The following is a 26,272-nucleotide window of genomic DNA, read 5'->3' as shown; positions in this document are numbered from 1 at the left end:
CATCATAACATCGATGCGCGACTGTTTCTGAAGGTTCTAGACGGAGCGTTTATCGGGTTTTCGCTGAAGGTAGCGTATAAGCATTGAACATCATTTATGGCTATCACTAGTCGTTAATAAAATGTAGATCTATTCTCTGCTTATCCATCAACTTGCCAAGAGACGGCCGTGTCTTTGAGTACACAAAGCTGGTGTCACTACCTTGTACCATGTCTTACAAGCATTACCTTAAACGTGGTGAGTAGGTGCCTTTTATACTGAGCCTAAGCACACAGCCTGCACTTTAGATACACCCAATGGTACACCTAATTAAAGTTAAACTGTAAAAAATCAATAAATACATTAACTTATAATTACAGTTCAAGTTACGCCAGCCGATTGAAAAAGACGCCTTAGGGCGTCTTTTTTATTGCCTAAAAACTCGTCCCTAAACAAATAACCCTTTGCCTTCTCAGAAACTGTGCTACTGTTTAGTTCTCTCCTACAGCTTAGTAGGAGCTCTTTTCTTTACCGGGCGAAAGACTCGGCAATCCTTAGCGGCCCTTCTAAGCCTAACCAGGCTTCAATAATGTCCATATCACCAAAATCAGCACACACTCCAACTCGATTAGTAGCAGGTAAAACGTCGCACGAAGACGTCGATTTAGCATCACCAACGACTCGATTCGATAACCAAGAAACATTACTCGAGAGCCAAGAGAGGTTAATCGAGAGCCAAGGGGCATTAACCCCGACGGCAATTGTTTATTGTGAAGGTCATTTTGGTAAAATTGATGGGAAAACTGCCAATGGTCTTGTCCGACACTCTCAAAAATATCGTATTCTCTCCGTTATAGACAGCTCCCTTGCAAACAAAGACGCGGGCGACATTCTCGACAAAACCAAAAACAACATCCCTATTTTCGCCGACCTCGAAGAGGCTTTACATCATGAGTCTACACGACCAGATTATTTTATTTTTGGTGTCGCGCCGTCCACAGGCTTACTGTCTGATTTAGATAAAAATGTCATCCTCGACGCCATGTCAAAACGGCTCAATATCGTTAATGGTTTACATGAATTTCTCAATGACGATGCCATTTTTGTTGATGCGAGCAAGAAGAACAACGTCCACATACTGGATATTCGCAAACCCAAGAAAAAAGAGGCGTTAAAAACATTTACTGGGCAAGTCCATAGTGTGACCTGTCCCATTGTCGCTATTTTGGGAACAGATTGTGCGCTCGGGAAACGGACCACTACGACAATATTGGCTCAAGAGCTCAGAAAGCTAGGGTTAAACGTCGTCATGATCGCCACCGGACAAACCGGTATTATTCAGGGTGAACGTTATTGTGTGGCACTCGATGCTGTTCCTTCTCAATTTTGTGCTGGCGAATTGGAGGCCGTGATCGTCGATGCCTACACCCAAGAAAACCCAGATATTATTTTAGTGGAAGGCCAAGGTGCTCTGAGTCATCCAGCCTTTTCCACGAGCTCATTCATACTGCGAGGAAGTTGCCCGACCGCAGTTATCTTACAGCATGCACCGAAACGCCTGTATCATGCGTATACACATGAACTTAAACTCCCGGTCACCGATCCCTTATCGCAACCGAAAGAGCTATTAGTACAGATCCTACTTTCAGCGTTCCCACTGCTAGAAGATAAAATTGAAGCAAAGCAGTGAGCTACCCAAAAATAGAACTCGATTGCGCTAAAATATCCCTCAACACCCAACGGCTGATTGAACAACTGACTTTAAAAGGCGTGACTGTCACTCCCGTGACCAAAAGCTGTTTGGGCCACCCTATCATTGCCAATACGCTCATTAATGCCGGCGCAACGATGCTCGCTGACTCAAGAGTAGATAATATAAAACGGATGAGAGAGGCAGGTGTCACGGTACCCACTCTATTAATACGTTCCCCGATGCTAAGCCAAATAGAGCGAGTCGTCATTGACTGCGATATCAGTCTGAATACTGAAATTGCAGTGATCCAAAAACTCTCTGACGCCGCTGGGCGATGTAATCGTATTCATCAGATCATCATTATGGTTGAGCTGGGAGATTTAAGAGAAGGTGTCATGCCCGACAACCTTATTAATCTGATCAACGATGTCATTAAACTGCCCAACATTACACTCAAAGGCATAGGTACGAATTTAACCTGCCGATACGGTGTTGAGCCAGACGATATCAATATGCAGCTTTTATCGGATCTTGCTGAACACATCGAGACGACGTTTTCGATAAGGCTAGACATCATTTCGGGCGGTAACTCGGGCTCGATTAATTGGGTACTAGCCCATCAAGGCCAAACCCGTATTAACCATTTACGGCTTGGCGAAGCAATATTTTTAGGCCTAGTCCCAAAAAATCAGCCACAAATATCGGGCTTATCATCCACAGCGATCACATTAACAGCCGAGGTCATAGAGTCGAGCCAAAAACCCTCATATCCATGGGGAAAACGAGGCGTTAATGCCTTTGGTGAAACCATCAGCCTACAAAATAGAGGTCAGGTCAACCAGGCCATTCTTGCCTTAGGCCGACAGGATGTATGTATTGACGGATTACATCCTCCCAGCGGCATGACAATCGTTTCATCATGCAGTGATCATTTAATGGTTGAGACACCAGAAAAAATGCTAGCGGTCGGTGAAACCGTCACATTTGGGTTGGACTATAGTGCTTTTCTTTCAGCCATGACGTCCGAGTTTGTCGATAAAGTTTATCGATAGCCGCTAGCTTCATCGCATCCTGTTCTTAAGCGGGTAACAGCAAGATTAACCTACACGCTTTTGCCATTTATCGATAACCGTGGCGCCAATCAGATCACCTTGCACGTTGACTGCGGTACGGAACGTATCAAGCGGGCGCTCAATGATCAGCAAGATAGCGATGGCTTCAAGCGGGATCCCCGCTGCCAGCAGCACCAACTGCATCCCAGACATCGAGCCCGATGGCATCCCTGGCGCGCCCACCGACGACACCATCGCCATAATGAAGATCATCACAATACCGGTCGTAGACAAATCAATCCCGAACAATTGCGCAAGGAACACGGCAGCAATCCCTTCAAACAGCGCGGTGCCATCCATGTTCATCACCGCCCCCAAAGGCAATACCATGCTCGCCGTAGATGGGGTGATCTTGAGCTCTTCCTTGGCTGCCTGCATAGATACCGGCAGTGTTGCCGCGCTTGATGAGGTAGCAAATGCCATCGCCAGAGGCGCAGAGATTGCACGAAATAAAGCGATAAAACCAACGCCTCCCGCGACACGTGCGATCAGCGGCAATACAATGACGCCATGTACCATCGTCAGAGCAAACACTAAAGCCGCGAAGCTAAACAGCTGACCAAATAAGTCATTGTCTCCTTGATGCGAAAACTGAAAGACAATCGCAAAAACGGCGAACGGCGCCAGTTTGATGATTCCGGCCACCAGCGTGTTAATACCTTGGTTTAAACCACGAATGGTATCAAATAGCGGGTGTTTTTCCGGCAAAGCTACAATCAGTGAAATACCAAACAAAATGGTGAAAACGACAATCGCCAGTAGATTACCACTGCTTAGCGCCTCAACGGGATTCACTAACGCCATGTTAAAAAGCTTGGTGGCAATCGCGCCAGCTCCTGCTGCATCTTGATTGATAAAGCTGATGCTCTCATCCACCGGTGGCGCACTGTTAAGCGTTTGCCACTCTGGCATCAGTAACGCTGCGCCAAGTCCCAGAATAATCGCTATGGTGGTGGTAAAACCGTAGAACAAAAGGGTGGCACCACCGAGACGTTTTAAGCGGACAACGTTGCCAATATTACTGATCCCTTCCAGCAGCGAGAGCAACACCATCACGCCGATGACGGCTTTCAGTAAACCGATATAACTGACTTTGGCCAACATGAGCAATGGATACCAAGTGGTCTGCTCCGCATTTTCTATGGGACCAAATACAGTCCCCACCAGCCAAGCCAGTGCTGCTGCCAATGCAATTTGCAATGGTAAAGAATGTTTAACTTTTTTCCACATCGTTTTTTCCCTCGCTGCAGACGGGTCTACATGCTGATGTTTTGTCTAGTTTATTGGGGTTTAATGGCGGCAAATCATAGCAAGATGAGGCGTTTAGCTCATGTAAAAGTTATGAACATTCTGGAATATCTAGTAACAAAATCGTTGGTTGGATGCGATTAAAAGCCCGCCAGTGATTGGCGGGCTAGCAGTACACGAATTACTGAGGCTGTTGGTTTTGAGGATTGAGTTCAAGGTTGACCGGCGTCTCGAGTGATTGATTGAGTGCTTTTTCCAGCGCCGATACATTCACACCCGGGCTGGCTTCGAGCAGCGCGACACCATCCATATAGCTCACCAGATCCAGACCATATTGATCAGCGAGTTTACCCGCTCGTGCTTGACTCGCTTTCACCAAAATAGAACCAGTGACTGTTAATGGTGTGCTCTGAGCAGACAAGGCAACCTTGTCACCGACCATCACCCCCATTTGCTCGCCATTCATATTGCGAGCATTATCGGCCGTATCGACCACAACATAGCGGTCACCATTTAATTCAACCGTAGCGGCATGGACACTCATTGTCAGCCCCATCGCTGCGATTACTGCAATTAACTTTTTCATACTTTTCTCCTATTAACCGCGGTGACCAATAACACGCAATGACCATTGCATTAGTTTGCCATCAGCGCTGTTATTGGGTAGGGATTTCACTTCCCCTCCCAAGCTGTATTGACGTGTTTCACCATCGGTGTCAGTAACATGTAACGTCCATTGACCCGCTGAACTTTCGCTATTGAATTTATGGCTGAGCATTAAGTGATCGGTAAAACCCTCTGGATAAGTGCTATCCAGCGCATTCGATAACATGCTGTTACGCGGCGACATAAGCACGCTGCGTGTGCCAGATGGCGATTCGAGCTCGATCAACAAATCGGACATACGGCTATGATCAATTGAGCTACGTACTTGCACCGCCTCAATAGTGAGGTCATCTGTCACTCGCACGCTATCGGCGGTGGCGGCTACTCCTGAGTCAGCAATCGGTAGCCCTGTGTCACCATTTTGGTTGTGATAAGACCAAGTCCAATCCGTAAACACTTGCTCAGGCAAAGGTTGATACGTCTTTGCCGCCTCAAGCGCCGCATTGACATCAATTAAGCCAAACCCATAGGTTGGGCTATACCAACGATCTGCCGCGTTTTGTTGCCAACCTTCTAGTCCCGTGACAGTGCGAGTCTGCCCTTGTGCCGTTTGGTAGCTTAAGCGTACATCATCACTATTCGTATCCACACGTGTAGCCGTCGTCGCTAACAAATGGCGAATATCACGCTGGGAAAGGTTCGGATAGGCCGACATTAGTAGCGCGAACGCACCCGAGGTGTTTGGTGCAGCCGATGATGTGCCATTCATGACGCTATTAAAGTCACACGTGTTGTCTATTTCAGTGCCACCGTGTAGGTCATGCGAATCATAAGGAATACGATCATTGCGGTTATAGCCCATGGTACAACCGGTCAAATCTGTGGTGATATGTGCGGGTTTATTGGTGCCGTATTCGCCTCCTGGAGCCGTCAAGAATACGTTGCTACCGACAGAAGAATACGACGATCGTTTGCCATCTGCATTCAAGGCACTGACCGTCACATTCCAATAATTTGCGTTGCTGGATGACTGGTTACTGTTTTGCCATGGCAATCCATTATTATTACCCACAGGACCAAATCGCTCTCGGTTAAACGAGGTGCGACTGAAGCCATTTCCCGCTGACTTAACAAATACTGCGCCACGCCCACCAAAAGCTTCCGTGGTCATTGTCTTGTATTGGGCATTTTGGCGACCATCATAGCTCATAGGATCATCACTATAAGGATAGCTGCGCACCCCTGAGCCACCATAGCTTTGATTGAAGACTCGGACATCATCTGAATAACCTTCACGCCCGTGACTGATCTCCCATGCTTTTTGGCTCTGATATGCCAGGTAATTATAGCCTTGTAGATTGGCAAGCGGTGCAACACCCATCCCTCCCAAGCCGTTATCACGCGCCGCCGCGATAATACCGGCCACCGAAGTGCCGTGAGCTGTATTTCGATTGCTCCACCCTTCAGGCGTCGGATCGTCATCACGATCAACGAAATCGTAAGATTTTCCTGCACGCATATTCGCCACTAGATCAGGGTGTGCGATCTCTAACCCGTCATCAACCACGGCGACATTGACGTTTTGGCCTAAAATCTCTTGTCGATGAGCCCACCAAAGATTTAAGTCATTACCTGGCTGCCCTCCTTCGCGAGCAAATGCATTCTGTCCACTATTTAGCAAATGCCATTGCTCTGCGGTAAAAGGATCGTCGCCCGGTAGACAGCGCTCGGGGCTGGTGCGCCCAATATCGATAGGTTCACTTCCTGTTAACACAATACAGGCTTGTGAGCCTGGTTCCGTCGGTGGCTCAACGGGTTCAGGCACTTTTGCCATCGCCCAAGCCCCGGAGGTATGAAAGAGCGCGCCGATAATGAGCGCAAGAGAGCTATGTTTGTGCATTTATCATTCCTTTTTACACTAACGAGAGATGTCTCATTCATGAGATACTCATCATTAGTAAAAAGAAACAAACTCAATAGAAACAGGCTATTAGTATAAACGTGATCTTGTGCCTAATTTTTAGAGCAAGTAATCTAATTCGTTGAACAAGGCCAGCAAAATTAACGTTTACGTTACATTCATATTCAAGGCGTGTGATGTGAAAGAATCCCAGAGCCTATGCCCAACCATAAATCTATTGATGCTGCCCCATCCACCATCGTAACCACTTCGGCAATTTTTGCTGTTTGACTAAACGTATTATCTGCTTTTCGCGTAATATAAAGGCGAACAAGGAGCGATAATGAACTGGATTGAAGCACATGAAGCGGGATTTCGACTTGGTCTATTCGTGCTCGTACTCGTGATCATGCTGGTCGCCGAGTGGCAATGGCCCAAACGTCAGTTAACCCGTACTCGACGTGAACGCTGGCGGGGCAATATTGCGCTCACCGCGTTTAACACGCTAACGCTTCGGCTACTGGCACCGCTTTCAGCCGTTGGTGTTGCCAGCCTTGTCGATGAATCAGGGTGGGGACTGCTTAATCAGCTCTCTTTGCCGCTTTGGGCAACGGTAATCCTCACGCTAATTATCATGGATTTGGCGATTTGGTATCAACACAAGCTATTCCATGAGATCCCTTGGTTATGGCGATTGCACTTGGTTCATCATGCCGACATGGATATTGATGTCACCACTGGCGCGCGATTTCACACCGTCGAAATCTGGCTTTCAATGGCGATAAAATGTGCACTGGTAGCCTTATTAGGTGCCCCTGTTTTAGGCGTGATTCTGTTTGAAACCGTATTAAGCAGCATGGCGATGTTTAACCACAGCAACGTCCGTTTACCACTGCGTCTCGATGACTGGCTGCGCCGTATCGTCGTCACGCCCGATATGCATCGCGTTCATCATTCCACTCGTTTTCATGAGTGCAATGCCAACTATGGCTTTAATTTGTCTTGCTGGGATCGCTGGTTTAATACCTATGTTGCTCAGCCTCGCAAAGGGCATCAGGGAATGCGAATTGGCTTAAATGAAGTGGCGCAAGCCAATGATGCGAGTCGCATAACAGGCATGCTGCGCTTACCTTTACGCTGGCGTATACTGCAGCGCACCTACCAACACGATAAGGAGCGCTAGGGCGTATGACCCACGTAATCGTTACCTCACAAAACCCTGCCAAGATTTCTGCCGTTAAAGCAGCATTTTATGACGTTTTTCCCAATACCGACTTCACGTTTACCGGCGTGTCCGTACCCAGTGATGTCGCCGACCAACCCATGACAGAGAAAGAAACCTATTCAGGCGCATGCAATCGGGTTCGGCATGCACAAGGACGTTATCAAGGCGATTATTATGTGGGGATAGAAGCAGGCTTGGATGGCCAACATACCTTTGCTTGGATGATCATAGCAAAAGACGACGCGCACGGCGAAGCACGCTCAGCGTCACTTCCCCTTCCACCAGACGCGCTCAAGGCATTGCATCAAGGCGAGGAGCTCGGTGATGTGATGGATCGAATGTTTAGCCAACAAAATGTAAAACAAAAAGGGGGCGCCATCGGTATGCTTACCGGACACCGATTAACGCGATCAAGCGTGTATCATCAAGCTTTGATCATGGCACTGATCCCGTTTATGCATCCACACCTTTATCGCTAAAAACCCAGCGCTAAAAACCCAGCACTAAAAACGGAGCCCGTGGGCTCCGTTTTTGTTTGATAGACAGGGGATCAAGAGCGGGTTTGCTCCGCCTCGCGCTTGAGCAAGTCGGCGAGCCAAATTTTGGTATCCTCATCCATCCGCTTTAATTCGTTAGAGCCTCGGGTCACGGTCGCGATCCCTACCCCAAGTAACTGACTGAGCTGGCGCTGACTCATTCTGCCTTCTAATAATTCATGCAAGATATTGATCCGAGCGACCAGAGTATCTCGCTCATCAGGCGTCAGTAGTGCTGTCAGTAATGCATCATCGTTATCGTCTTTTCCTGCTAAACGCACTAAAGAAATAACATCTTGCCAACCAGAGAATGCAGGCGATTGCGACATGGTTTCCTCTCGCTCTTTACGTGATGACAGCAATGATAACATCAATAGCGCTGAGCCAGCTCGTGCGCACTTAAAAATTGCACCGGCTCACCTAACAGCTGACGATAATAAATGTCGAACATCAAGACGTTCTGCACATAATGGCGCGTTTCGTAAAACGGAATCGACTCAATAAAAGCAATCGCATCCATATGACCTTGCGATCGTTCCAACCAACGCGACACACGATGCGGGCCGGCGTTATAGGCCGCGAATGCCAAGATACGATTACTGTCGAAACGATCTAACATCATTTTTAAGTAGCCGCTGCCAAGACGAATATTGACGCCCGGATCACTCAAGCTAGCAGGGCCTTGATAATCAAATCCCAGCTGACGAGAGGTTTCGCGTGCCGTGCCTGGCATTAATTGCATCAAGCCTCTTGCACCCACATGGGATACTGCGCGGGTAAAAAAGGCACTCTCTTGACGCGATAAGGCCATCAGTGTGGTTTTGTCTACGCCACGCTCGCGGCTGAAAAACTCAAACCACCACTGGTGTGCTAACGGGAAGCGGAGTGACAAATGGTCCCACATTTTTCCCGCAATCGTGGCTTGAACCGCGAAGTGGTACCAATGTTTTTTATTGGCATAGGCCGCCAGTAAGGCAATCTGCTCATCACTGGCACGTTGTAATACATAATACCATTCACGCTTAGCCGCATAGATTTTATCGAGCGCGATAAGCTCATTCACTCTTGCCACTACATCATTGATCGGCATTAACCCTGCTTCTTTTAGGACTGCTGTGCGTGAGGGTATTGAAATCGGTTTATCTAAATGCTGCGCCGCTGCCACGCTATAGAAATTACGCTCACCAAGCATGGAAGCAAATGCTTGATTTGCTGACGCACTATCACCAAGCTCTAGCTTGATTCTCGCCTGCCAATACCGCCACTTTAAAGACTGCTGAGCCGCTTCGCTGAGCAATGCGCGCCACTGATCCAGCGCGTGCCAGTCACCCTCGATAAGTGCAAGGCGAAACCGTCTTTCCAATAAACCATCATCATGACTCTGACGCAGCATACGATCTCGCCAGCCAGCCAATGCAGGCTCGTCATCATTCATTAATTGGCCAATCAAGTAATCGGCAATGTCTTGTCGCTCTCGTTTATCGTAATGCTGGCCCTCGACCGTGCGACGAAAGTGGCGAATAGCTTGCGCTTCATCCTTGCGAGCCAAACGCTCAAACGCCAAGCGAGTCAGTTTTTGATTAAACGGCGTCACATAACTACGCTTCGAAAAGTCGGCCACGTTCTCAGGTTGGTCATATAAGTCCAACACCTGCTTGCCAACCGCACGATCCGCCTCGGGTAACTGGCGTAACAAATAACGCATCAAACTGCGGTTGCGCGCATCGAATGTTAGAAGCATACGCTGCAATATCAAGTCACCGGTCAGCAGCCCTTGTTCCGATAAAAAATCGAATAAGTCATTGCAACTGCTATCCACGGATTGACCCGACAAATAGAGCGATTTGGCGCCACTGCGCGCTAAAGCCTGATTCCCCGCTTGACTGTGCGCATAATAATATTGGCACTGATAACGATCACTCCGTGGCACATCAGACTGGAACGCGATCAAGGTCTTCCAATCTCCTCTGTCCGCCAACAGGGTGAGATAATCCGCACGCAAACTATTCGCGAATGGCATAGTGCTATAACGCTGAATAAAGTTAGTGACCGCGTGGTGAGGCTTTTTAGAAAGGTTACGAGTGAAATCACGATAATCGAGATACGGATACAAAGGATAATCACGCAGTTGTGCTTTTAAGCGCTGAAACTGATGCAAATCACCGCTTTCAATCGCATCGATTGCCGCTTCATACTGGCGCTGGTGCGGTGTCATTTGACGACTATCAGGGCTGGCGGAAGCCTCAACCATCGGGACTGATAAGCTGGAAATCAACACGAACCCTGACACCCATACAGGAAAGAAGGCACGGGCGTGACGAAAAGCCGCTCGATATGCTGACTTGATTGGCCCGGATAATGCGATGAATCGTTCCATGTCAAAGATCGCTCCTATTGTATGCAACACCGACTGTGTAACACCGAGTAGACAACAGTTCCGCCCGCAAATTCCCTGTAGGTGGTAAGCGTTGTTTGTCGGCACGTCTCGCCATATTAGTGACCGAATATGACAATCACTGTTAAACTTGGCAAAGTTAACGTTAGAATAGCGTTTTTTATACCACAACGATTAACGTGAGCAGAAATGGCTGAGTACGTATATACCATGTCGCAGGTGAGCAAGATCGTGCCACCTAAGCGTCAAATTCTTAAAGATATTTCTTTGTGTTTCTTCCCAGGCGCCAAAATTGGGGTGTTGGGTCTCAACGGGGCCGGTAAATCGAGCCTATTGCGCATTATGGCCGGTATCGATACCGAGATTGAGGGCGAAGCCCGTGTGCAACCCGGGATCAAGATCGGGTATCTCCCGCAAGAGCCGAAGCTGGATGAAGAAAAGACAGTCCGGGAAACCGTTGAAGAAGCGGTCGGTGACGTCAAAGATGCATTAACGCGTCTCGATGGTGTCTATGCCGCTTACGCTGATCCAGATGCCGACTTCGATGCCTTAGCGCAAGAGCAAGGTGAACTCGAAGCACTGATCCAAGCTAAAGACGGGCATAACCTCGATAATACGTTGGAGCGTGCAGCAGATGCACTGCGTTTGCCCGAGTGGGATGCGCAAATCAAGCACCTTTCAGGGGGCGAGCGTCGTCGTGTTGCTATTTGCCGTTTGCTACTCGAAAAGCCCGACATGCTGCTGCTTGATGAGCCAACTAACCACCTAGACGCTGAATCCGTTGCATGGCTTGAGCGTTTCTTAGTCGACTACTCTGGTACCGTCGTTGCTATTACGCACGACCGTTACTTCCTCGACAATGCAGCGGGCTGGATTCTTGAGCTTGACCGTGGTGAAGGTATTCCGTGGGAAGGCAACTACTCATCTTGGCTCGAACAAAAAGATGTACGGTTAAAGCAAGAAGCGTCGCAAGAAAAAGCGCGTCAGAAAACCATTGAGAAAGAGCTTGAGTGGGTTCGCCAGAATCCAAAAGGCCGTCAGGCGAAATCAAAAGCCCGTATGGCCCGCTTTGAAGAGCTCAACACCACGGACTATCAACGCCGTAACGAGACCAACGAGCTGTTTATCCCACCAGGTCCACGTCTGGGTGAAAAAGTCATTGAGGTCAATAATCTGACCAAGTCGTTTGGTGATCGCATCTTGATCGATGACTTATCCTTTAGCGTGCCAAAAGGGGCAATTGTCGGTATTGTTGGTCCGAACGGCGCGGGTAAATCAACCCTGTTTAAGATGCTCAGTGGCACAGAAACCCCAGATAGCGGCACCGTTGAAGTAGGCGATACCGTACAATTGGCCTCGGTCGATCAGTTCCGAGACAGTATGGACGATAATAACACCGTCTATGATGAGATCTCCGAAGGGGCGGACATCATTCGCATCAATAACTTTGAGTTACCGGCACGCGCTTATGTGTCACGGTTTAACTTTAAAGGCAGTGACCAACAAAAACGCATTGGTGATTTGTCAGGCGGTGAGCGTAACCGTGTCCACCTCGCCAAATTGCTAAAAGCTGGCGGTAACGTGTTGCTCCTTGACGAACCGACTAACGACTTGGACGTGGAAACGCTCCGTGCACTTGAAGAGGCACTCTTAGAGTTCCCAGGCTGTGCCATGGTGATCTCGCACGACCGCTGGTTCCTTGACCGTGTCGCGACCCATATTCTTGACTATCGTGATGAAGGCCAAGTGAACTTCTTTGAAGGTAACTTTGCTGAATACACCGATTGGTTGAAAAAAACACTGGGTGCACAAGCGGCGGAGCCGCACCGGATCAAGTACAAGCGTGCAGTCAAATAATAACGCATACCACGGTAAGGGCAGCGACGGCTGCCCTTTACCTTCCCACTCTTCATCTTCTCACTCGTCATCTCAATAAACCGTATTGCCGCCTGTACTTAGCTCAGCAGAACCACGAAAACGTTTTAAATGTGAGACAAGCCACTAAATCAGTATTGTGATTGCCCCATATCACCTACACTAGAGACAGTGAATGAGGAGATGTCATCATGACAGAGCGTAGAAAATTTTCCCGCGTCATGTATCGTGTGCCGGCAATACTCAAACAAAACGAGCAGCAATGGCACGCACAGGTACTGGATCTATCTCTCAAAGGCGTGTTGCTCAGCCGTCCTGAGAACTGGCAAGCTGATCCCGAACATAACGCGTTTCTACTGGTGTTTTACCTCCATGACTCGGATGTAGAATTAGACATGGACTGCATTCTGGTAAATAACTGCGAAAATTATCTCCATCTTTACATCGATCACATTGACATTGATAGCGCCAGTCATTTAAAAAGGCTCGTTGAACTGAACGTGGGTAACGATGAACTGCTTCATCGCGAGCTTGCGCAATTGACTGACCACATGGCGGAACCGAACACTTAATCCGCACGGTCATGGACGGTATTTAATGCAGGCCAGCAGTAACCAGTCATGACAGACCACATCCATATTGCCGTAACGCACCCGAACGGGGTAAAACACTATACCCTCTGCCCGACCCGTAAAAAGGTCGTGCAAACCCTTGCATTAGTGATACTCGCGGCCCTCACCATCACCTTTGCTAGTCTGTACCTGCTTTCTGAGCGTTCGACCGAGGCCGAAGCGGCTGTTGAACGATTACGCCAAGAGCGCGCGACCTTAAATAACGAGGTGGCGATGTTGCAACAAAAACGTGATGCGCTGTCACAAACCATCGAGAACAAAGATGTTGAACTCACCGCCCTGACACAACGCGTGGTCACGGTTGAAGATATGCTCGGGCTAGAATCAGTGGCCAAAGACGCCTCGCTCACTCACCGTCTCGATGTCGCAGCGATTAACTCAGCGGTGCGTTACACCATGCTCCAGCTAATCCCGAATGGTAAACCGCTTGAAAGCTACCGACGCTCCTCGGGATATGGCTCACGAACTCACCCTGTGACAGGGAAAGAAAAATTCCATATGGGCTTAGATTTGACCTCGGACGTCGGCACGCCGGTGTATGCCCCCGCGGATGGCGTCATCGAATATGTCCGTCCCAGCCGCCGCAAAGGCTATGGTAACTTTATCAAAATCGACCACGCCTTTGGCTTTATGACACTCTATGCCCATTTGGATAAATTCAATGTCCGGAGCGGGCAATTTGTGAAAAAAGGGGATTTAATTGCATGGTCGGGTAACACCGGACTATCAACTGGCCCGCATTTGCATTATGAAGTGCGCTTTTTGGGCCGCGCCCTTGACCCTCGTCGCTTTATAAAATGGAGTACTGAAGAGTTCGATTCCTTACTCGAAAACGAAAAACGCGTGAGCTGGGGACATTTGGTCGCAGTGGTTGAAAACTTGGTCCAGACCCAGGTCCAAGTCGCCAACATGCCCGCCCCTAACCCACCGCTAAGCACCGCACAGCAGCGTGACGCAGAGGATGATCGCGCCCCGGCTAATGCTGCTATGTAGCTCAAGCAACCGCAGCTATAACTCTTCTAATACTGCCAACGCATCTGATAATTTGCTCACACCGTACACGGTCATGCCTTCAAGCGTCTGTTTGGGCATATTGGCTTTAGGGACAACCGCTTTTTTAAAGCCATGTTTCGCCGCTTCCATTAACCGCTCTTGCCCACTGGGTACCGGGCGAATTTCACCGGCCAAACCGACTTCGCCAAACACGACTAATTCTCTTGGCAAAGGCCGGTCTCTAAAGCTTGAGATCAACGCAAGCAACAAGGCCAGATCCGCGCTAGTCTCAGTCACTTTGACGCCACCAACCACATTCACAAACACATCTTGATCAGACATTTGCAGCCCGCCGTGCTTGTGTAACACCGCCAATAACAGCGCTAGACGATTTTGCTCTAACCCCACAGCCACCCGACGGGGATTAGCCAATTGCGAATAATCCACCAGCGCCTGTATTTCGACCAATAATGGGCGCGTGCCTTCCCAGACGACCATGACCGAACTGCCAGAGGTTTGCTCCTCACCACGGGAGAGAAAAATCGCCGACGGATTACTCACTTCCTTCAATCCCTGACCTGTCATGGCAAACACGCCCAGCTCATTCACCGCCCCAAAGCGGTTTTTGTGGCTGCGTAAAGTGCGAAAGCGACTATCGCTCGATCCATCCAATAACACCGAGCAGTCGATACAATGCTCAAGCACTTTCGGGCCTGCCAGTGAACCATCTTTGGTCACGTGTCCGACCATAAAAATGGCCACATTGTTTTGTTTGGCGTAACGGGTTAAGGCGGCGGCAGATTCACGGACTTGTGCCACGCTCCCAGGAGCCGATTGCACCTCGGCGACATGCATCACCTGGATGGAGTCGATCACCATGATCTTAGGCTGTTCTTTTTTCGCAACCTGACAAATGGTTTCAACGCCCGTTTCAGACAATAACTTAAGCTTATCTTTGGGTAACCCGAGTCGGTCAGCCCGCATCGCGACTTGTTGGAGCGATTCTTCCCCGGTGATATACAGTGTCGGAAAGTGGTGTGCTAAGCCCACCATGGTTTGCAATAGTAAGGTACTTTTACCCGCGCCTGGGTTACCACCGATAAGAATCGCCGCCCCCGGCACAATGCCACCACCGAGTACCCGATCAAGCTCTTTAAAACCGCTGCTCAGACGCGGTACTTCTTGCAAGTTAATATCTTGTAAGGTTTGTACGACACCCTCGGCACTGCCAGTATAACCGGCGTATTTTTCATTGCGTGCGACTTGAGGTGAAGCCGCTAACCTCACTTCGGTAATCGTGTTCCACGCCCCGCATGCAGAACACTGCCCTTGCCAACGCGGAAAATCTGCCCCACAGTCATTACACACGTAGGCTCGTTTTGTTTTTGCCATTCGCTCTCCAATACGTATGATGTCAGCTAATTCACAAAATGATTGCTATCTTATTCATTATCCCGACACTTTTCAGAGAAGATGCCGTTAACAAAGTAAGCGATTACTTTACCAGACTTTGCCATGAAGCAGGATGATTACCAGGGACTGATTGAGCAACTGCTTCCTCTGTCCCAAACCCCAAAATTTGAGGTGTTGCTCGATAAGCTCACGGCTAACGAGCCCAGCTCCGCAAAGCTGCTGATCAAAATGGAGATCAGACGGCTGATGACCCCATGCAATCGCGCCATCGACTTACGCGGGAAAGTGGATGGCGAATGCCACGWATACAGCCTGCACGGTCAAAAGCACTGGCTCGATGATGTGGCGATTAACCGCTACTACGATCGCCTCCCTATGTATAACGGCCAAATCACCCAAGGATTATGGGAAGATTTGCATAACACACCGAATAACTTTCGGGTGAAGCACGAAAAAGAGAAACAGCGCCAACAGCAAGGAAAAGGGCCGGTCAGCGATGCGTCACAGTCGGCACTCTTACCCGAAAAGCTGACATTTGGTCATTACTTATCACGCAGTGAAAGCCGCATTCATTTTGCTACACAAGTCTTAATTACGCTCAACACTGGCCATGAAGTGCATGGAGTGACCAGTGATTTATCGAACTCGGGCTGTCGGGTTCGTGTGCCTGCTGCGTTCGATTATCCACCGAGCTCAGAGGTGGTGGTTCGCTTTACCACTCTCGCACAAACATACCCGGACCCCGATCTTGAACAGGGGTTGAGTTATCGGATTATCGGCGTCGATGACAACAAAGACTCGACCAGCAATGTCTGGCTGCGGTTGCGGCTAGACACGAGCAGTGACGCGATAAAACAAGCATTAGAAGCAGAAATGACCGCGCCAGATTTTCGCGGCAAGCAAGATGGCGAAGACAAACTGCTCACGTTAAAACTGCAAAGTTACGAGCAATCTTTTTTGCATCATACCAGTGTGTTACCGCTCTATTTCGCACAAGATAAAATGGAATATGTGCTACAAACGCGACAGAATCAGGGGCTATGGGCCTACTGGCACGATAACCGTAATCAACCCGTGATCAATCACCTGTTTAACACTGAACGGTTATCACTGCTCCAACTCGACGGTGCCTCCACCAGCCAGCTGTTGCTGTACTGCTTTTCTGTTGAAAAAAACAAACAGCGTTTTTTCTACTCCGCCTCCCCCAGTGAAATGAGCGAAGAAGAGCGCCAGCTTTTTTGGCACCTGGGAGCCAAGCGCGCCTCGTGGCGCGTGTTTAAAGTGACGATGTCTGCCATTAATGCGACAGATATTGAACGCCTCCAAGATGTGTCACCCGATTGGCTTAACACCCTCAAAACGCTGACCCATGTTGCGCTGGTACAAGATGTCACTCATGCCGACGGAAGACGCAGTTACCTTGAACACCCAAAACCTCAATGCTCTAGCCAGGTCCTGCGACGTTTTTTACACCAGCGCAACCCCGTTTGYCGTGCACAGCTCATCTCATCCGATCGCCAGCCACAACGACGGGAGCCCCGATACGCTTATCGATCGGAAGTATCAATGGTTCACGCTGAACAAGGGCCTCTTAAAGGTCAGCTGATTGACTTTTCCTCTGGGGGACTCAATGTGACGCTGAAGCAACCGTTTCAAGGGGCAAGAGATGATATTGTCTCGGTATCGCTCGATGCATTTGTCAATATTGACCCGCGCGCTCCCTTGGTCGATATGCCGTATCAAGTGATTCGAGTGAGTCCGAAAAGAGACAATATTCAGCTAAAACTGACCACCGAGTCACCGAATACCCGGCGCCGACAATACTTACGCCGATTGATTGAACATAATCAGGATAAGTTAACGGTACTCGATGAACGCTTACCCGATCCGCCTCTGGTTTGGGCCATGCACCAGCTGTTGCTGACGCGTTTGACCGTACAGCCCTATTTTGTCCAACGAGATAATGGCGCTTTGTCGGTGTCTGCTGTTGGGATCAACTTACCACCGAGCCGCTTACACCGTTTTCTCGAACGGGCGGGTGGCGGACGTCAATTATCTTTTTATCCGGTTTTCGGCGATAAAATTTTAACGCGAACCCATGAAGTGACTCGTCCATCGCAACCGCTCAATGAATTAGTCCGTGAGTACTTTGTGTGGATAGATATCCAAGCCGACAAAGTGCGAGCGGTACATACCTTTGCCGATAGCGAGTTTGAATCGGACGATGCACGACGTAAATTCGTTCAGTTGGCACAAAAAGGCGGCACGTTTGCCGTGATACGCAATCGCATGACGCCTCTGACTCACGCAGAGCAAGACATTGAGCCATCACAATTATCGGCGCTACTCAAGCGTGACACCCATAAAGCACGCCAACTCGAAGACGAATTTATCTCGCTGTGTGCGTACGGTGAATTAGTGGATGTCACCGACGAAGTATTGATGCGCTTGGGCCGTTAACGGGGTTGCCAGCTAATTTTCCCCGCTCGCAAGCTCGCAGAGAGCACGCAGAGCACGCCCCCAAGCCAACAATGTTTCACTGCGGTTTGTGCTCGAGCATTCACGGTTGGCTTGGCGTGATAGGCAATGCCGAGTCCAGCCGCCTCCATCATCGCCAGATCATTGGCGCCATCCCCGACCGCTAAAGTATTCTCAGAATCAATATCGTACTGCTGCGCCAGTGTGGTTAAAATATCCGCTTTGCGCTGGGCATCAACAACAGCCCCTACCACGTCGCCAGTCAATTTCCCCTCGTCAACGCCAAGCTGGTTTGATTCGGCATAATCTAGCCCTAACTGATGCTGAAGGTGATCAGAAAAGTGAGTGAAGCCGCCAGACGCGATTGCCACGTACCAGCCGTGTGCTTTTAAGCTTGCGACTAACGCCGCCATTTCTGGCATTAACGGTAAATGCGCTTTCACCTCATCAAGAACAGCAATATCTGTACCTTTAAGCGCAGCCACACGTTGGCGCAGGCTCGCCTCAAAATCAAGCTCTCCGAGCATTGCCCGCTCTGTCACCGCCGAGACCGCCTCACCTACACCTGCAAGTGCGGCAATTTGATCAATACATTCAACCTCAATGGCTGTTGAGTCCATATCAAACACAGCCAATCCAGGTTTACTTAAATCTGGCAATGCGTGCAGATCTGCACAATCTAATCCGAGAGCATCAATCACGGCTCGGTGATCGGGCGTGAGCTCACCACTCATTAATAAAACCTGATACGGGCCGACACACCACGCATCCATGACGTCGACTACGTGACCGGTAAAAAAAGCAATATTGTCTAAATGATCAACGCTAATGGTCTCAGCGAAGAGAATCCAGCCACCGTTTCGGCGACGATAGGGAAGCGTGCGGGTAACAGTGGGAAAGCGACGATACAGTCCGGATCCGCGGTAAATTGCCAAGGGCTTAGCCTTATCCATGGTCAGTATTTTCCTTTTCAGCTCTCAAGCAGAGCCTCGTCAATAAAACAATCGAGATGAGGCTGTGATACCATAAAAAGTGTACTCAGCTCCAGTGCTAATTACGCCGTCAAGACGGCTTTGAGGTAGGTATGTTTTCAATTTCGCGCAAAGCGCTACGGCGAACCACTCGGTGGGGAATTCTGATCAGTGCATTCAGTGCCATTGCGGCGTTAATGCTCTATAGTACGACCTTAAGCCAACGCCAGTATCAAGCGCTTTATCAGCAAACCGATCAGCTCGCCCAGTTAATGACACGTCAAATCGGCGCGCAAGCCTATGATGCATTGGTCGACAAAAATTACCAGCCACTGCAAACCCTCGCCGACCAGCTAGCGACCGAGCCTTTGATTCGCGATGCCAGCTTTTATCAACTTAACGGGCGCCCCGTTGTCCGCTCTACCCATGCGTTGCCGCTTGAAACCGCCGTGGGCCTCACCACGCCGCTTGGACTCGAAAGCGAAGGACGACAGCAATTAATGACGCCCATTAGCCGTGATGGCGATATTATCGGCTTTTTACGCCTCACGCTTGAACACCAATCGGTGATTGATCATGCCAAACAACAGATCCAATCGACCATTACTGAGCTTCGTGCCCTACTGGGACTGGCGCTGTTTCTCGGCGCGCTATTGATGGCCATGCTACTACGGCGCGACAACCGATCACGCATACTGCCTTGGTAACGCCATCATAGTGTCGGCAATCTAATCAGTTTGATAGGCAACAAAAAAAGAGATGGCATGCTGCCATCTCTTTTTATTGCGATCACTCGGAGACGATTACAAGAATGACTTGCCGTAATCCATTGGTGAGGTATCAAAATACTGTGCCAACGATTGGCCAATATCCGCAAATGTTTCGCGGCGACCTAGCGAGCCGGCTGGCACTTTTTTACCATAGACCAATGCCGGGATGTGCTCACGAGTATGATCCGTACCTGGCCAGGTTGGATCACAGCCGTGGTCTGCAGTCAGTAGCAGCACATCATCGTCTTCCAACATCGCCATAATTTCAGGCAAGCGGCGGTCGAAATACTCGAGTGCAGCCGCATAGCCGGCAACATTACGACGGTGGCCATACGCGGAATCAAAGTCGACAAAGTTAGTGAAGACTAAACTGTTGTCGCCCGCTTCTTTGATCGCATCTTTAGTGGCATCAAACAGCGCTTCAAGGCCAGTTGCTTTGATTTTCTTGGTGATCCCGCAGTGAGCATAAATATCAGCAATCTTACCAATAGAAATGACATCACCGCCTTTCTCATCGACAATTTTTTGCAGTACGGTGGCTGACGGTGGCTCAACCGATAAATCACGGCGGTTACCGGTACGCTCGAACTGGCCTTTACCTGGACCAACAAACGGGCGCGCAATCACACGGCCAATATTGTAGTCTTCCAGCTCTTCACGCACGATCTGGCAAAGATCATACAGATTGTCTAGCCCAAAGGTGTCTTCGTGGCAGGCAATCTGGAACACAGAGTCTGCCGAGGTATAGAAGATCGGTTTCCCGGTTTTCATGTGCTCTTCACCAAGATCGTCGAGCACCTGCGTTCCCGATGCATGGCAGTTACCGATATAGCCCGGTAGCCCTGCACGCTCAACAATGCGGTCAAGCAGTACTTCTGGGAAGCTATTGGTCAAATCAGAAAAATACCCCCACTCAAACAAGACAGGCACACCGGCAATTTCCCAGTGGCCAGATGGGGTATCTTTCCCTGACGACAGCTCTTTGGCATGCGCATAAGCACCAATGATCTCGGCGTGAGGATCCAGTCCTTCAGGGAAATAATCTGATGATTCTTCACAGGCTTTGCCGAGTCCAAGTTTGGTCATGTTAGGCAAAGACAGTGGACCTTTGCGATCGGCGTTGTCGGCTTCACCTTTTGCGCACGCTTGTGCGATGTGGCCAAGGGTGTTAGCGCCTTGGTCACCAAATTTTACGGCGTCTTCAGTGGCGCCAATACCAAATGAGTCTAAAACTAATACAATTGCGCGTTTCATGATCGCCTCCATTAGACGTCTTGTAAGCTGATACGACGATATACGTCCGGCGTAGAATTGGGTGCCTCATCAGCTACTTTTACTGCGGTTCGCACCGCATTGGCCGCTTGTTGCCATTGCTCTTCAGTTTGAGCGTGGAGCATGGCGAGCGGTGTTTGCTCATCCACGTTTTGCCCCAGACGAATCATTTCGTTCAACCCAACGGCATAATCAATTTTATCGCTGGCAACCCGACGGCCGCCACCTATTTCTATAATAGCCATGCCCAATCCCCGCGTATCCATCGCGTTGACCGTTCCAGCACGGTCGGCATAGACAGGCTTAATGACTGACGCTTTGGCCAGGTATTGATCCGGCGACTCGACAAAGTCAGAGGGACCCCCTAGGCCTGCGACCATTTTGGCAAAACACTCGGCAGCACGACCGCTATCCAATGCGTGATCCAATTTTTGTTTCGCTTGCGTCACATCTGACGCTAGTCCGCTCACCACCAGCATATCCGCACACAGTGCCATGGTCACATTGTACAGGCGAGGGTTGCGGTAACGACCGGTCAAAAAGTCGACCGCTTCTTTCACTTCCAATGCATTTCCCGCCGACGATGCCAACACTTGGTTCATATCAGTGAGCAACGCACTGGTTTTGGTGCCGGCGCCATTGGCCACGCCCACAATCGATTTCGCCAGCGCCTCTGAATCTTGATACGTGGGCATAAACGCCCCCGATCCTACTTTGACATCCATAACCAAAGCATCGAGACCTGCCGCGAGCTTTTTCGACAAGATTGACGCCGTGATCAATGAGATATTATCGACGGTGGCGGTGACATCTCGGGTGGCATACACACGTTTATCGGCCGGTGCCAAAGAGCCAGTTTGGCCAATGATCGCTACGCCAGCATCACGTGTGACATCACCAAACACCTGGTTGCTTGGCATGATGTTATAACCGGGAATAGACTCCAGTTTATCAAGTGTGCCGCCGGTATGGCCTAAGCCACGACCTGAAATCATCGGCACATAACCGCCGCATGCCGCCACCATTGGGCCCAGCATTAACGAGGTCACATCACCAACGCCCCCTGTCGAGTGCTTATCCACGATTGGGCCATCAAAATGCATGTGTGACCAATCGATGGTCATACCGGAATCGCGCATCGCACAGGTCAGAGCCACACGTTCATCCATGGTCATATCATTGAAGTAAATCGCCATCGCAAATGCAGCAATTTGGCCTTCCGACACCGAGTCATTCGCAACACCCTGGATGAACGAATAAATTTCTTCTTTGCTTAACGCGATGTTGTCGCGCTTCTTACGAATAATTTCCTGAGGTAAGATCATGCATCCTCCTTACCAGCACAATACGTGAGCGACCGAGTACACGATCCTCGCTCGCCCTACCGTTTGGGTGAGTGGCAACTTACTTAATAGCCACCTTCAGCCGCTTTTTCGCCTTCACCCAAGGTGTGGAGTAAGTTCGCCAACAAGCTAGATGCGCCAAAACGATAGTGGCGGTTATCGGCCCATTGGTCGCCGAGAATGCGATCGGCCATAGCCAGGTATTGCTGCGCATCTTCTGCGGTGCGCACGCCACCGGCTGGCTTAAAGCCAACACGTGCTGCAACGCCTTTGTCTTTGATTACATTCAGCATGATCTCAGCCGCTTCAGGCGTGGCATTGACAGCCACTTTACCGGTAGAGGTTTTGATAAAGTCGGCCCCCGCCTCAATGGCAATCTCCGAGGCGCGCTTGATCAACGCCTCAGTTTTAAGTTCACCGGTTTCGATGATCACTTTAAGCAACACCTTGTCACCACATGCCGCTTTACACTGTTTCACCAGCTCAGCGCCAGTACTTTCGTCACCAGCAATCAGCGCACGGTATGGAAAAACAACGTCCACTTCATCGGCGCCATAGGCAACGGCAGCTTTAGTTTCTGCTACCGCAATATCAATGTCATCATTGCCATGGGGGAAATTAGTCACGGTCGCGATACGGACATCTGGCGTGCCTTGTTCGCGTAATGTTTTTTTCGCAATCGGAATAAAGCGCGGATAAATGCAGACAGCAGCCGTATTACCAACAGCCGTTTTCGCGTTCTGACACAGGGTGATCACTTTTTCATCGGTGTCATCATCATTCAGCGTGGTCAGATCCATTAATTTGAGTGCGCGTAGGGCCGCGGTATGTAATTCGTTCATTGGATATCTCCAGTCCTCATTCTTTTGCCAAACAGGTATTGGGTTGGCCACTGTGTTGGCAACCGTCACTTGTAGCCGGTTGCTGCTCAGCGGACTTGGCTCCATGAAGTTTGAGGCTGGACCTTGCGCCGCCTTCAACCAACCATCCTTGTTGCCGCGTGCAAACACATTTGTGTTCGCAGTTCTACCATTGGACGTTTTCGATTGGGGCTAGCCACACCTTTGTTGCTAACCATAAGAGGAAAATAAAGATTGTGGCGCCACCAAACTTTGACGGCCTTCACTTATTTTACCAACGCCGTTTCGGCAAAACTAGTTTTTACCGTTTCTGTTGGAAAATACAGTGTTGCTTGGCAGAATCAATACGGGTTAGCTGAAAAACCGTTCGATAATCCACTGGTAGCCGATCCCACCTAAGTAGACACCAACAATCCCCATCACGCCCGACAAAACCGGTGGCGCGGGGATAGGTAACTTGATCGCACTAAACAAAACACCGACTAAAAACCCGGCGACTACCGCAAGGAGCACTTCCTGCATCGTTTTTCCTTATTTTGTTAACCAGCTTCACTTTATTTATCGGATACTCCCTGAGTATACACCCTATAAAAAAACGCCACACAGATTCACTGTGTGGCGTTCTATGTGGCACGATTTTTTCGCGCGTAAACGATTAACCAGCCATGGTTAGCGTCACAAATAGACCCGCAATTGTTGCCGCCATCAGGTTAGACAAGGTACCAGCAACCACCGCTTTGACACCAAAGCGTGCAATCTCTGGACGACGGCTAGGCGCCAGACCACCGAGACCGCCAAGCAAAATGGCCACCGATGACAAGTTAGCAAAACCACACAATGCGAATGAGATAATCGCTTTGGTTTTCTCCGTCATCTCAACACCCGTTGCCGCAACAACTTGTGCGTTATCGCCAAGATATTGGGTGAAGTTGAGGTAAGCGACAAATTCGTTGACGACGATCTTCTGACCGATGAAAGAGCCGGCAACCACTGCTTCCTCCCATGGCACACCGATAAGGAACGCAAATGGGGCAAACAAGTAACCCAGGATCAGCTCAAGCGTAATGTCTGGATAACCAAACCAACCGCCGATACCACCTAGCATACCGTTGATAAGAGCAATCAAACCGATAAAGGCAAGTAGCATTGCACCCACGTTCAGGGCCAGTTGCATACCTGAAGAGGCACCACCAGCAGCGGCATCGATGACGTTAGCTGGCTTTTCAACGCCTTCTGCGGTGGCATCGGCCATTTGTTCAACTGGCTCTTCAGTTTCTGGCTTGATGATTTTAGCAAACAACAGACCACCAGGCGCCGCCATAAATGAAGCGGCAATCAAGTACTCAAGCGGTACACCCATTGACGCATAACCGGCCAATACACCACCGGCGACAGAGGCAAGACCACCACACATCACGGCAAACAGCTCTGATTGGGTCATGCGCGGGACAAAGGGACGAATCACGAGTGGCGCTTCTGTTTGACCCACGAAGATGTTCGCAGTCGCAGACATGGATTCGGCACGCGAGGTCCCCAAGGCTTTTTGCAAACCACCACCGAGTACGTTAATCACAACCTGCATAATACCCAGGTAGTAAAGCACACTGATCAGTGATGAGAAGAATACGATAACAGGCAGAACTTTCAGTGCGAAGACGAAACCGCCACCGCCGAACAGTTCAAACATTTTGTCAGAAACCAGTCCACCAAAGATGAAGCTGATCCCTTCGTCACCATATGCGATGACGTTGGCAACGTATTGTGATGCGCCGTAAAGAATGTCACGACCTACGTCGACATACAGTACGAAAGCACCGAAAAAGAGTTGGATAGCAAATGCGCCACCCACGGTACGGAGGTTAATGGCTTTGCGATTATCAGAAAGGAGAACAGCTATTCCTAGCAGTACAACCATCCCGATTACGCTCATCAGCAGGCTCATAGTATTGGCATCCTCAAAGTAAAAAGTTGGCGTCTCGACAGAGTGGAATTTGGCTTCCGGGGAGGGATTATACGCAGAGCAGTCACATTAAAGTAATATTCCAATCACAGTTCGCTGTAAAACTATTTTGCAATGCATCAATAAGTATGACTTTGATCTAGTTTTGTGAGCTTATGCAACCGCAAACGTTTGTCTCACGCACGTTCGCGCTTAGTGAAAGCCAAACATTCTTTCAACATTGCCTGATGTTTCAGCCACCAGGTGATCTCTATCACAGCTTTTTAACGCGGTGACCACATCGACCACCCGAGATACCTGGGCGGGTGTGTTGGGTTTTCCTTGATATCCCGCAAGCGGCATGTCAGGAGCATCGGTTTCCAAGAGCAAATGGTTGAGCGGTAAGCGCGCGATAGCTTGACGCGTTTTATTCGCCCGCTCATAGGTGACGGTGCCCCCCACGCCGAGCATTAGCCCAGCATCAATAAATTGTTTGCCTTGTTGCTCGCTACCGCTAAACGCATGCAGCACACCGCGCACGCCAGGATACGCTTTCACCAGACGCAGCAAGTCGTTATGAGATTGACGGCTATGCAAAATAATGGGTAAGTCATAACGGCGAGCAAGCCATAACTGACCATCAAGTAAGGCGTGCTGGCGCTGCTTCATCTCTGGAGTGTGCGCGACAAAATAATCCAGACCGGCTTCGCCGACCGCCACGCAGGACAATGGCCGTGATACCAACGCGTCTTCTAATGCGGCGAGGCTGTTGTCTGTGTGCGTATCGAGAAAACATGGATGTAACCCCAAGCCAGCATACATCTCAGCAAAACGTTCCGTCAGCGCTAATACCGCCGGCCAGTTTTGTTCATTGACACTCGGTACCACCATGCGCGTGACGCCCACCTCACGCGCCGCTTGCCAGTATTGATCCGGCGCCTGATTAAAAGGGGAAAAATCGAAGTGACAATGGGTATCAATCATGCTTTAACCGCCAAAACCACCTTCATCATCGCTGTCCTCTCGAGAGTA

22 protein-coding genes are annotated in these 26,272 nt (G+C 49.6%); 9 read left to right on the top strand and 13 right to left on the bottom strand.

Going from position 1 to position 26,272, the window contains the following annotated elements:
• Positions 1-568 precede the first annotated feature (568 nt).
• Together BZG79_RS02320 and BZG79_RS02315 are read left to right on the top strand one after the other, a co-directional pair.
• Positions 569-1,669, top strand: a complete 1,101-nt coding sequence (locus BZG79_RS02320; RefSeq protein WP_077773642.1) for a DUF1611 domain-containing protein — start codon at positions 569-571, stop codon at positions 1,667-1,669.
• Positions 1,666-2,724 (top strand): alanine/ornithine racemase family PLP-dependent enzyme, encoded by a 1,059-nt coding sequence (locus BZG79_RS02315; protein WP_077669969.1) that lies wholly within the window; start codon positions 1,666-1,668, stop codon positions 2,722-2,724. Before BZG79_RS02320 ends, BZG79_RS02315 begins: the two co-directional genes overlap by 4 nt.
• A 45-nt stretch (positions 2,725-2,769) precedes the next feature.
• On the opposite strand, the gene BZG79_RS02310 is transcribed toward BZG79_RS02315, so the two are convergent.
• From BZG79_RS02310 to BZG79_RS02300, 3 genes are all read right to left on the bottom strand, one after another.
• Positions 2,770-4,014 (bottom strand): dicarboxylate/amino acid:cation symporter, encoded by a 1,245-nt coding sequence (locus BZG79_RS02310; protein WP_077773641.1) that lies wholly within the window; start codon positions 4,012-4,014, stop codon positions 2,770-2,772.
• 199 nt (positions 4,015-4,213) lie between these two features.
• Complete coding sequence (locus BZG79_RS02305) at positions 4,214-4,618, bottom strand: hypothetical protein (RefSeq protein ID WP_077773640.1); 405 nt, start codon at positions 4,616-4,618, stop codon at positions 4,214-4,216.
• A 12-nt stretch (positions 4,619-4,630) separates the two neighbouring features.
• Positions 4,631-6,538: a S8 family serine peptidase gene (locus BZG79_RS02300; RefSeq protein ID WP_199877511.1), complete on the bottom strand. Its 1,908-nt coding sequence runs from the start codon at positions 6,536-6,538 to the stop codon at positions 4,631-4,633.
• A gap of 343 nt (positions 6,539-6,881) precedes the next feature.
• Between BZG79_RS02300 and BZG79_RS02295 the strand changes: the two genes are divergently transcribed.
• Together BZG79_RS02295 and yjjX are read left to right on the top strand one after the other, a co-directional pair.
• Positions 6,882-7,721, top strand: coding sequence for a sterol desaturase family protein (locus tag BZG79_RS02295; protein ID WP_077773639.1), 840 nt, complete (start codon positions 6,882-6,884; stop codon positions 7,719-7,721).
• Positions 7,722-7,726: 5 nt separating this feature from the next.
• Positions 7,727-8,242, top strand: coding sequence for an inosine/xanthosine triphosphatase (gene yjjX / locus BZG79_RS02290; RefSeq protein WP_077461829.1), 516 nt, complete (start codon positions 7,727-7,729; stop codon positions 8,240-8,242).
• A gap of 71 nt (positions 8,243-8,313) precedes the next feature.
• On the opposite strand, the gene trpR is transcribed toward yjjX, so the two are convergent.
• Both trpR and sltY read right to left on the bottom strand, forming a co-directional pair.
• Positions 8,314-8,628: a trp operon repressor gene (trpR, locus tag BZG79_RS02285; RefSeq protein ID WP_025744414.1), complete on the bottom strand. Its 315-nt coding sequence runs from the start codon at positions 8,626-8,628 to the stop codon at positions 8,314-8,316.
• A 41-nt stretch (positions 8,629-8,669) separates the two neighbouring features.
• The gene (gene sltY, locus BZG79_RS02280) at positions 8,670-10,676 is read right to left on the bottom strand and encodes a murein transglycosylase (protein WP_241833870.1); all 2,007 of its coding nucleotides are present in this window, start codon (positions 10,674-10,676) and stop codon (positions 8,670-8,672) included.
• A 207-nt stretch (positions 10,677-10,883) separates the two neighbouring features.
• On the opposite strand from sltY, the gene ettA reads away from it, so the two are divergent.
• The 3 genes from ettA to BZG79_RS02265 all read left to right on the top strand — a co-directional run bounded on the left by ettA (position 10,884) and on the right by BZG79_RS02265 (position 14,194).
• Positions 10,884-12,551 (top strand): energy-dependent translational throttle protein EttA, encoded by a 1,668-nt coding sequence (gene ettA, locus BZG79_RS02275; protein ID WP_021023650.1) that lies wholly within the window; start codon positions 10,884-10,886, stop codon positions 12,549-12,551.
• Positions 12,552-12,760: 209 nt separating this feature from the next.
• Positions 12,761-13,141 (top strand): PilZ domain-containing protein, encoded by a 381-nt coding sequence (locus BZG79_RS02270; RefSeq protein WP_077678976.1) that lies wholly within the window; start codon positions 12,761-12,763, stop codon positions 13,139-13,141.
• A 48-nt stretch (positions 13,142-13,189) separates the two neighbouring features.
• Positions 13,190-14,194: a peptidoglycan DD-metalloendopeptidase family protein gene (locus BZG79_RS02265; RefSeq protein ID WP_077678977.1), complete on the top strand. Its 1,005-nt coding sequence runs from the start codon at positions 13,190-13,192 to the stop codon at positions 14,192-14,194.
• A 15-nt stretch (positions 14,195-14,209) separates the two neighbouring features.
• On the opposite strand, the gene radA is transcribed toward BZG79_RS02265, so the two are convergent.
• Entirely contained in the window at positions 14,210-15,586 is a 1,377-nt protein-coding gene (radA, locus tag BZG79_RS02260) for a DNA repair protein RadA (protein ID WP_021023647.1), read from the bottom strand.
• Between the two features lie 123 nt (positions 15,587-15,709).
• On the opposite strand from radA, the gene BZG79_RS02255 reads away from it, so the two are divergent.
• Positions 15,710-18,067 carry a PilZ domain-containing protein gene (locus BZG79_RS02255; RefSeq protein ID WP_077773638.1) on the top strand — a complete coding sequence of 786 codons (2,358 nt, stop codon included), beginning with the start codon at positions 15,710-15,712 and terminating at the stop codon, positions 18,065-18,067.
• Here BZG79_RS02255 and serB read toward each other — a convergent pair.
• Positions 18,064-19,038 carry a phosphoserine phosphatase gene (gene serB / locus BZG79_RS02250; protein WP_077773637.1) on the bottom strand — a complete coding sequence of 325 codons (975 nt, stop codon included), beginning with the start codon at positions 19,036-19,038 and terminating at the stop codon, positions 18,064-18,066. The two genes, BZG79_RS02255 and serB, sit on opposite strands and share 4 nt — an antisense overlap.
• A gap of 131 nt (positions 19,039-19,169) precedes the next feature.
• On the opposite strand from serB, the gene BZG79_RS02245 reads away from it, so the two are divergent.
• A complete protein-coding gene (locus BZG79_RS02245) occupies positions 19,170-19,763 on the top strand; it encodes an AhpA/YtjB family protein (protein WP_021023644.1) in 594 nt (197 codons plus the stop codon).
• A 96-nt stretch (positions 19,764-19,859) separates the two neighbouring features.
• On the opposite strand, the gene deoB is transcribed toward BZG79_RS02245, so the two are convergent.
• The 6 genes from deoB to BZG79_RS02215 form a co-directional block, all read right to left on the bottom strand.
• Positions 19,860-21,080: a phosphopentomutase gene (deoB, locus tag BZG79_RS02240; RefSeq protein WP_021023643.1), complete on the bottom strand. Its 1,221-nt coding sequence runs from the start codon at positions 21,078-21,080 to the stop codon at positions 19,860-19,862.
• Positions 21,081-21,091: 11 nt separating this feature from the next.
• Positions 21,092-22,423, bottom strand: a complete 1,332-nt coding sequence (deoA, locus tag BZG79_RS02235; RefSeq protein WP_077461823.1) for a thymidine phosphorylase — start codon at positions 22,421-22,423, stop codon at positions 21,092-21,094.
• 83 nt (positions 22,424-22,506) lie between these two features.
• Positions 22,507-23,283 (bottom strand): deoxyribose-phosphate aldolase, encoded by a 777-nt coding sequence (deoC, locus tag BZG79_RS02230; RefSeq protein WP_077577113.1) that lies wholly within the window; start codon positions 23,281-23,283, stop codon positions 22,507-22,509.
• A gap of 369 nt (positions 23,284-23,652) precedes the next feature.
• Positions 23,653-23,823, bottom strand: coding sequence for a XapX domain-containing protein (locus BZG79_RS02225; protein ID WP_021023640.1), 171 nt, complete (start codon positions 23,821-23,823; stop codon positions 23,653-23,655).
• Positions 23,824-23,956: 133 nt separating this feature from the next.
• Positions 23,957-25,243: a NupC/NupG family nucleoside CNT transporter gene (locus BZG79_RS02220; protein ID WP_077461821.1), complete on the bottom strand. Its 1,287-nt coding sequence runs from the start codon at positions 25,241-25,243 to the stop codon at positions 23,957-23,959.
• Positions 25,244-25,453: 210 nt separating this feature from the next.
• Complete coding sequence (locus tag BZG79_RS02215; protein WP_077773636.1) at positions 25,454-26,224, bottom strand: TatD family hydrolase; 771 nt, start codon at positions 26,222-26,224, stop codon at positions 25,454-25,456.
• Positions 26,225-26,272 lie beyond the last annotated feature (48 nt).

Origin of the sequence: Salinivibrio sp. MA427 (assembly GCF_001996115.1) — a bacterium.
GTDB lineage: Bacteria > Pseudomonadota > Gammaproteobacteria > Enterobacterales > Vibrionaceae > Salinivibrio > Salinivibrio costicola.
Note: the sequence above shows the minus strand (reverse complement) of the source record. Positions and strands in the feature narration are given on the sequence as shown.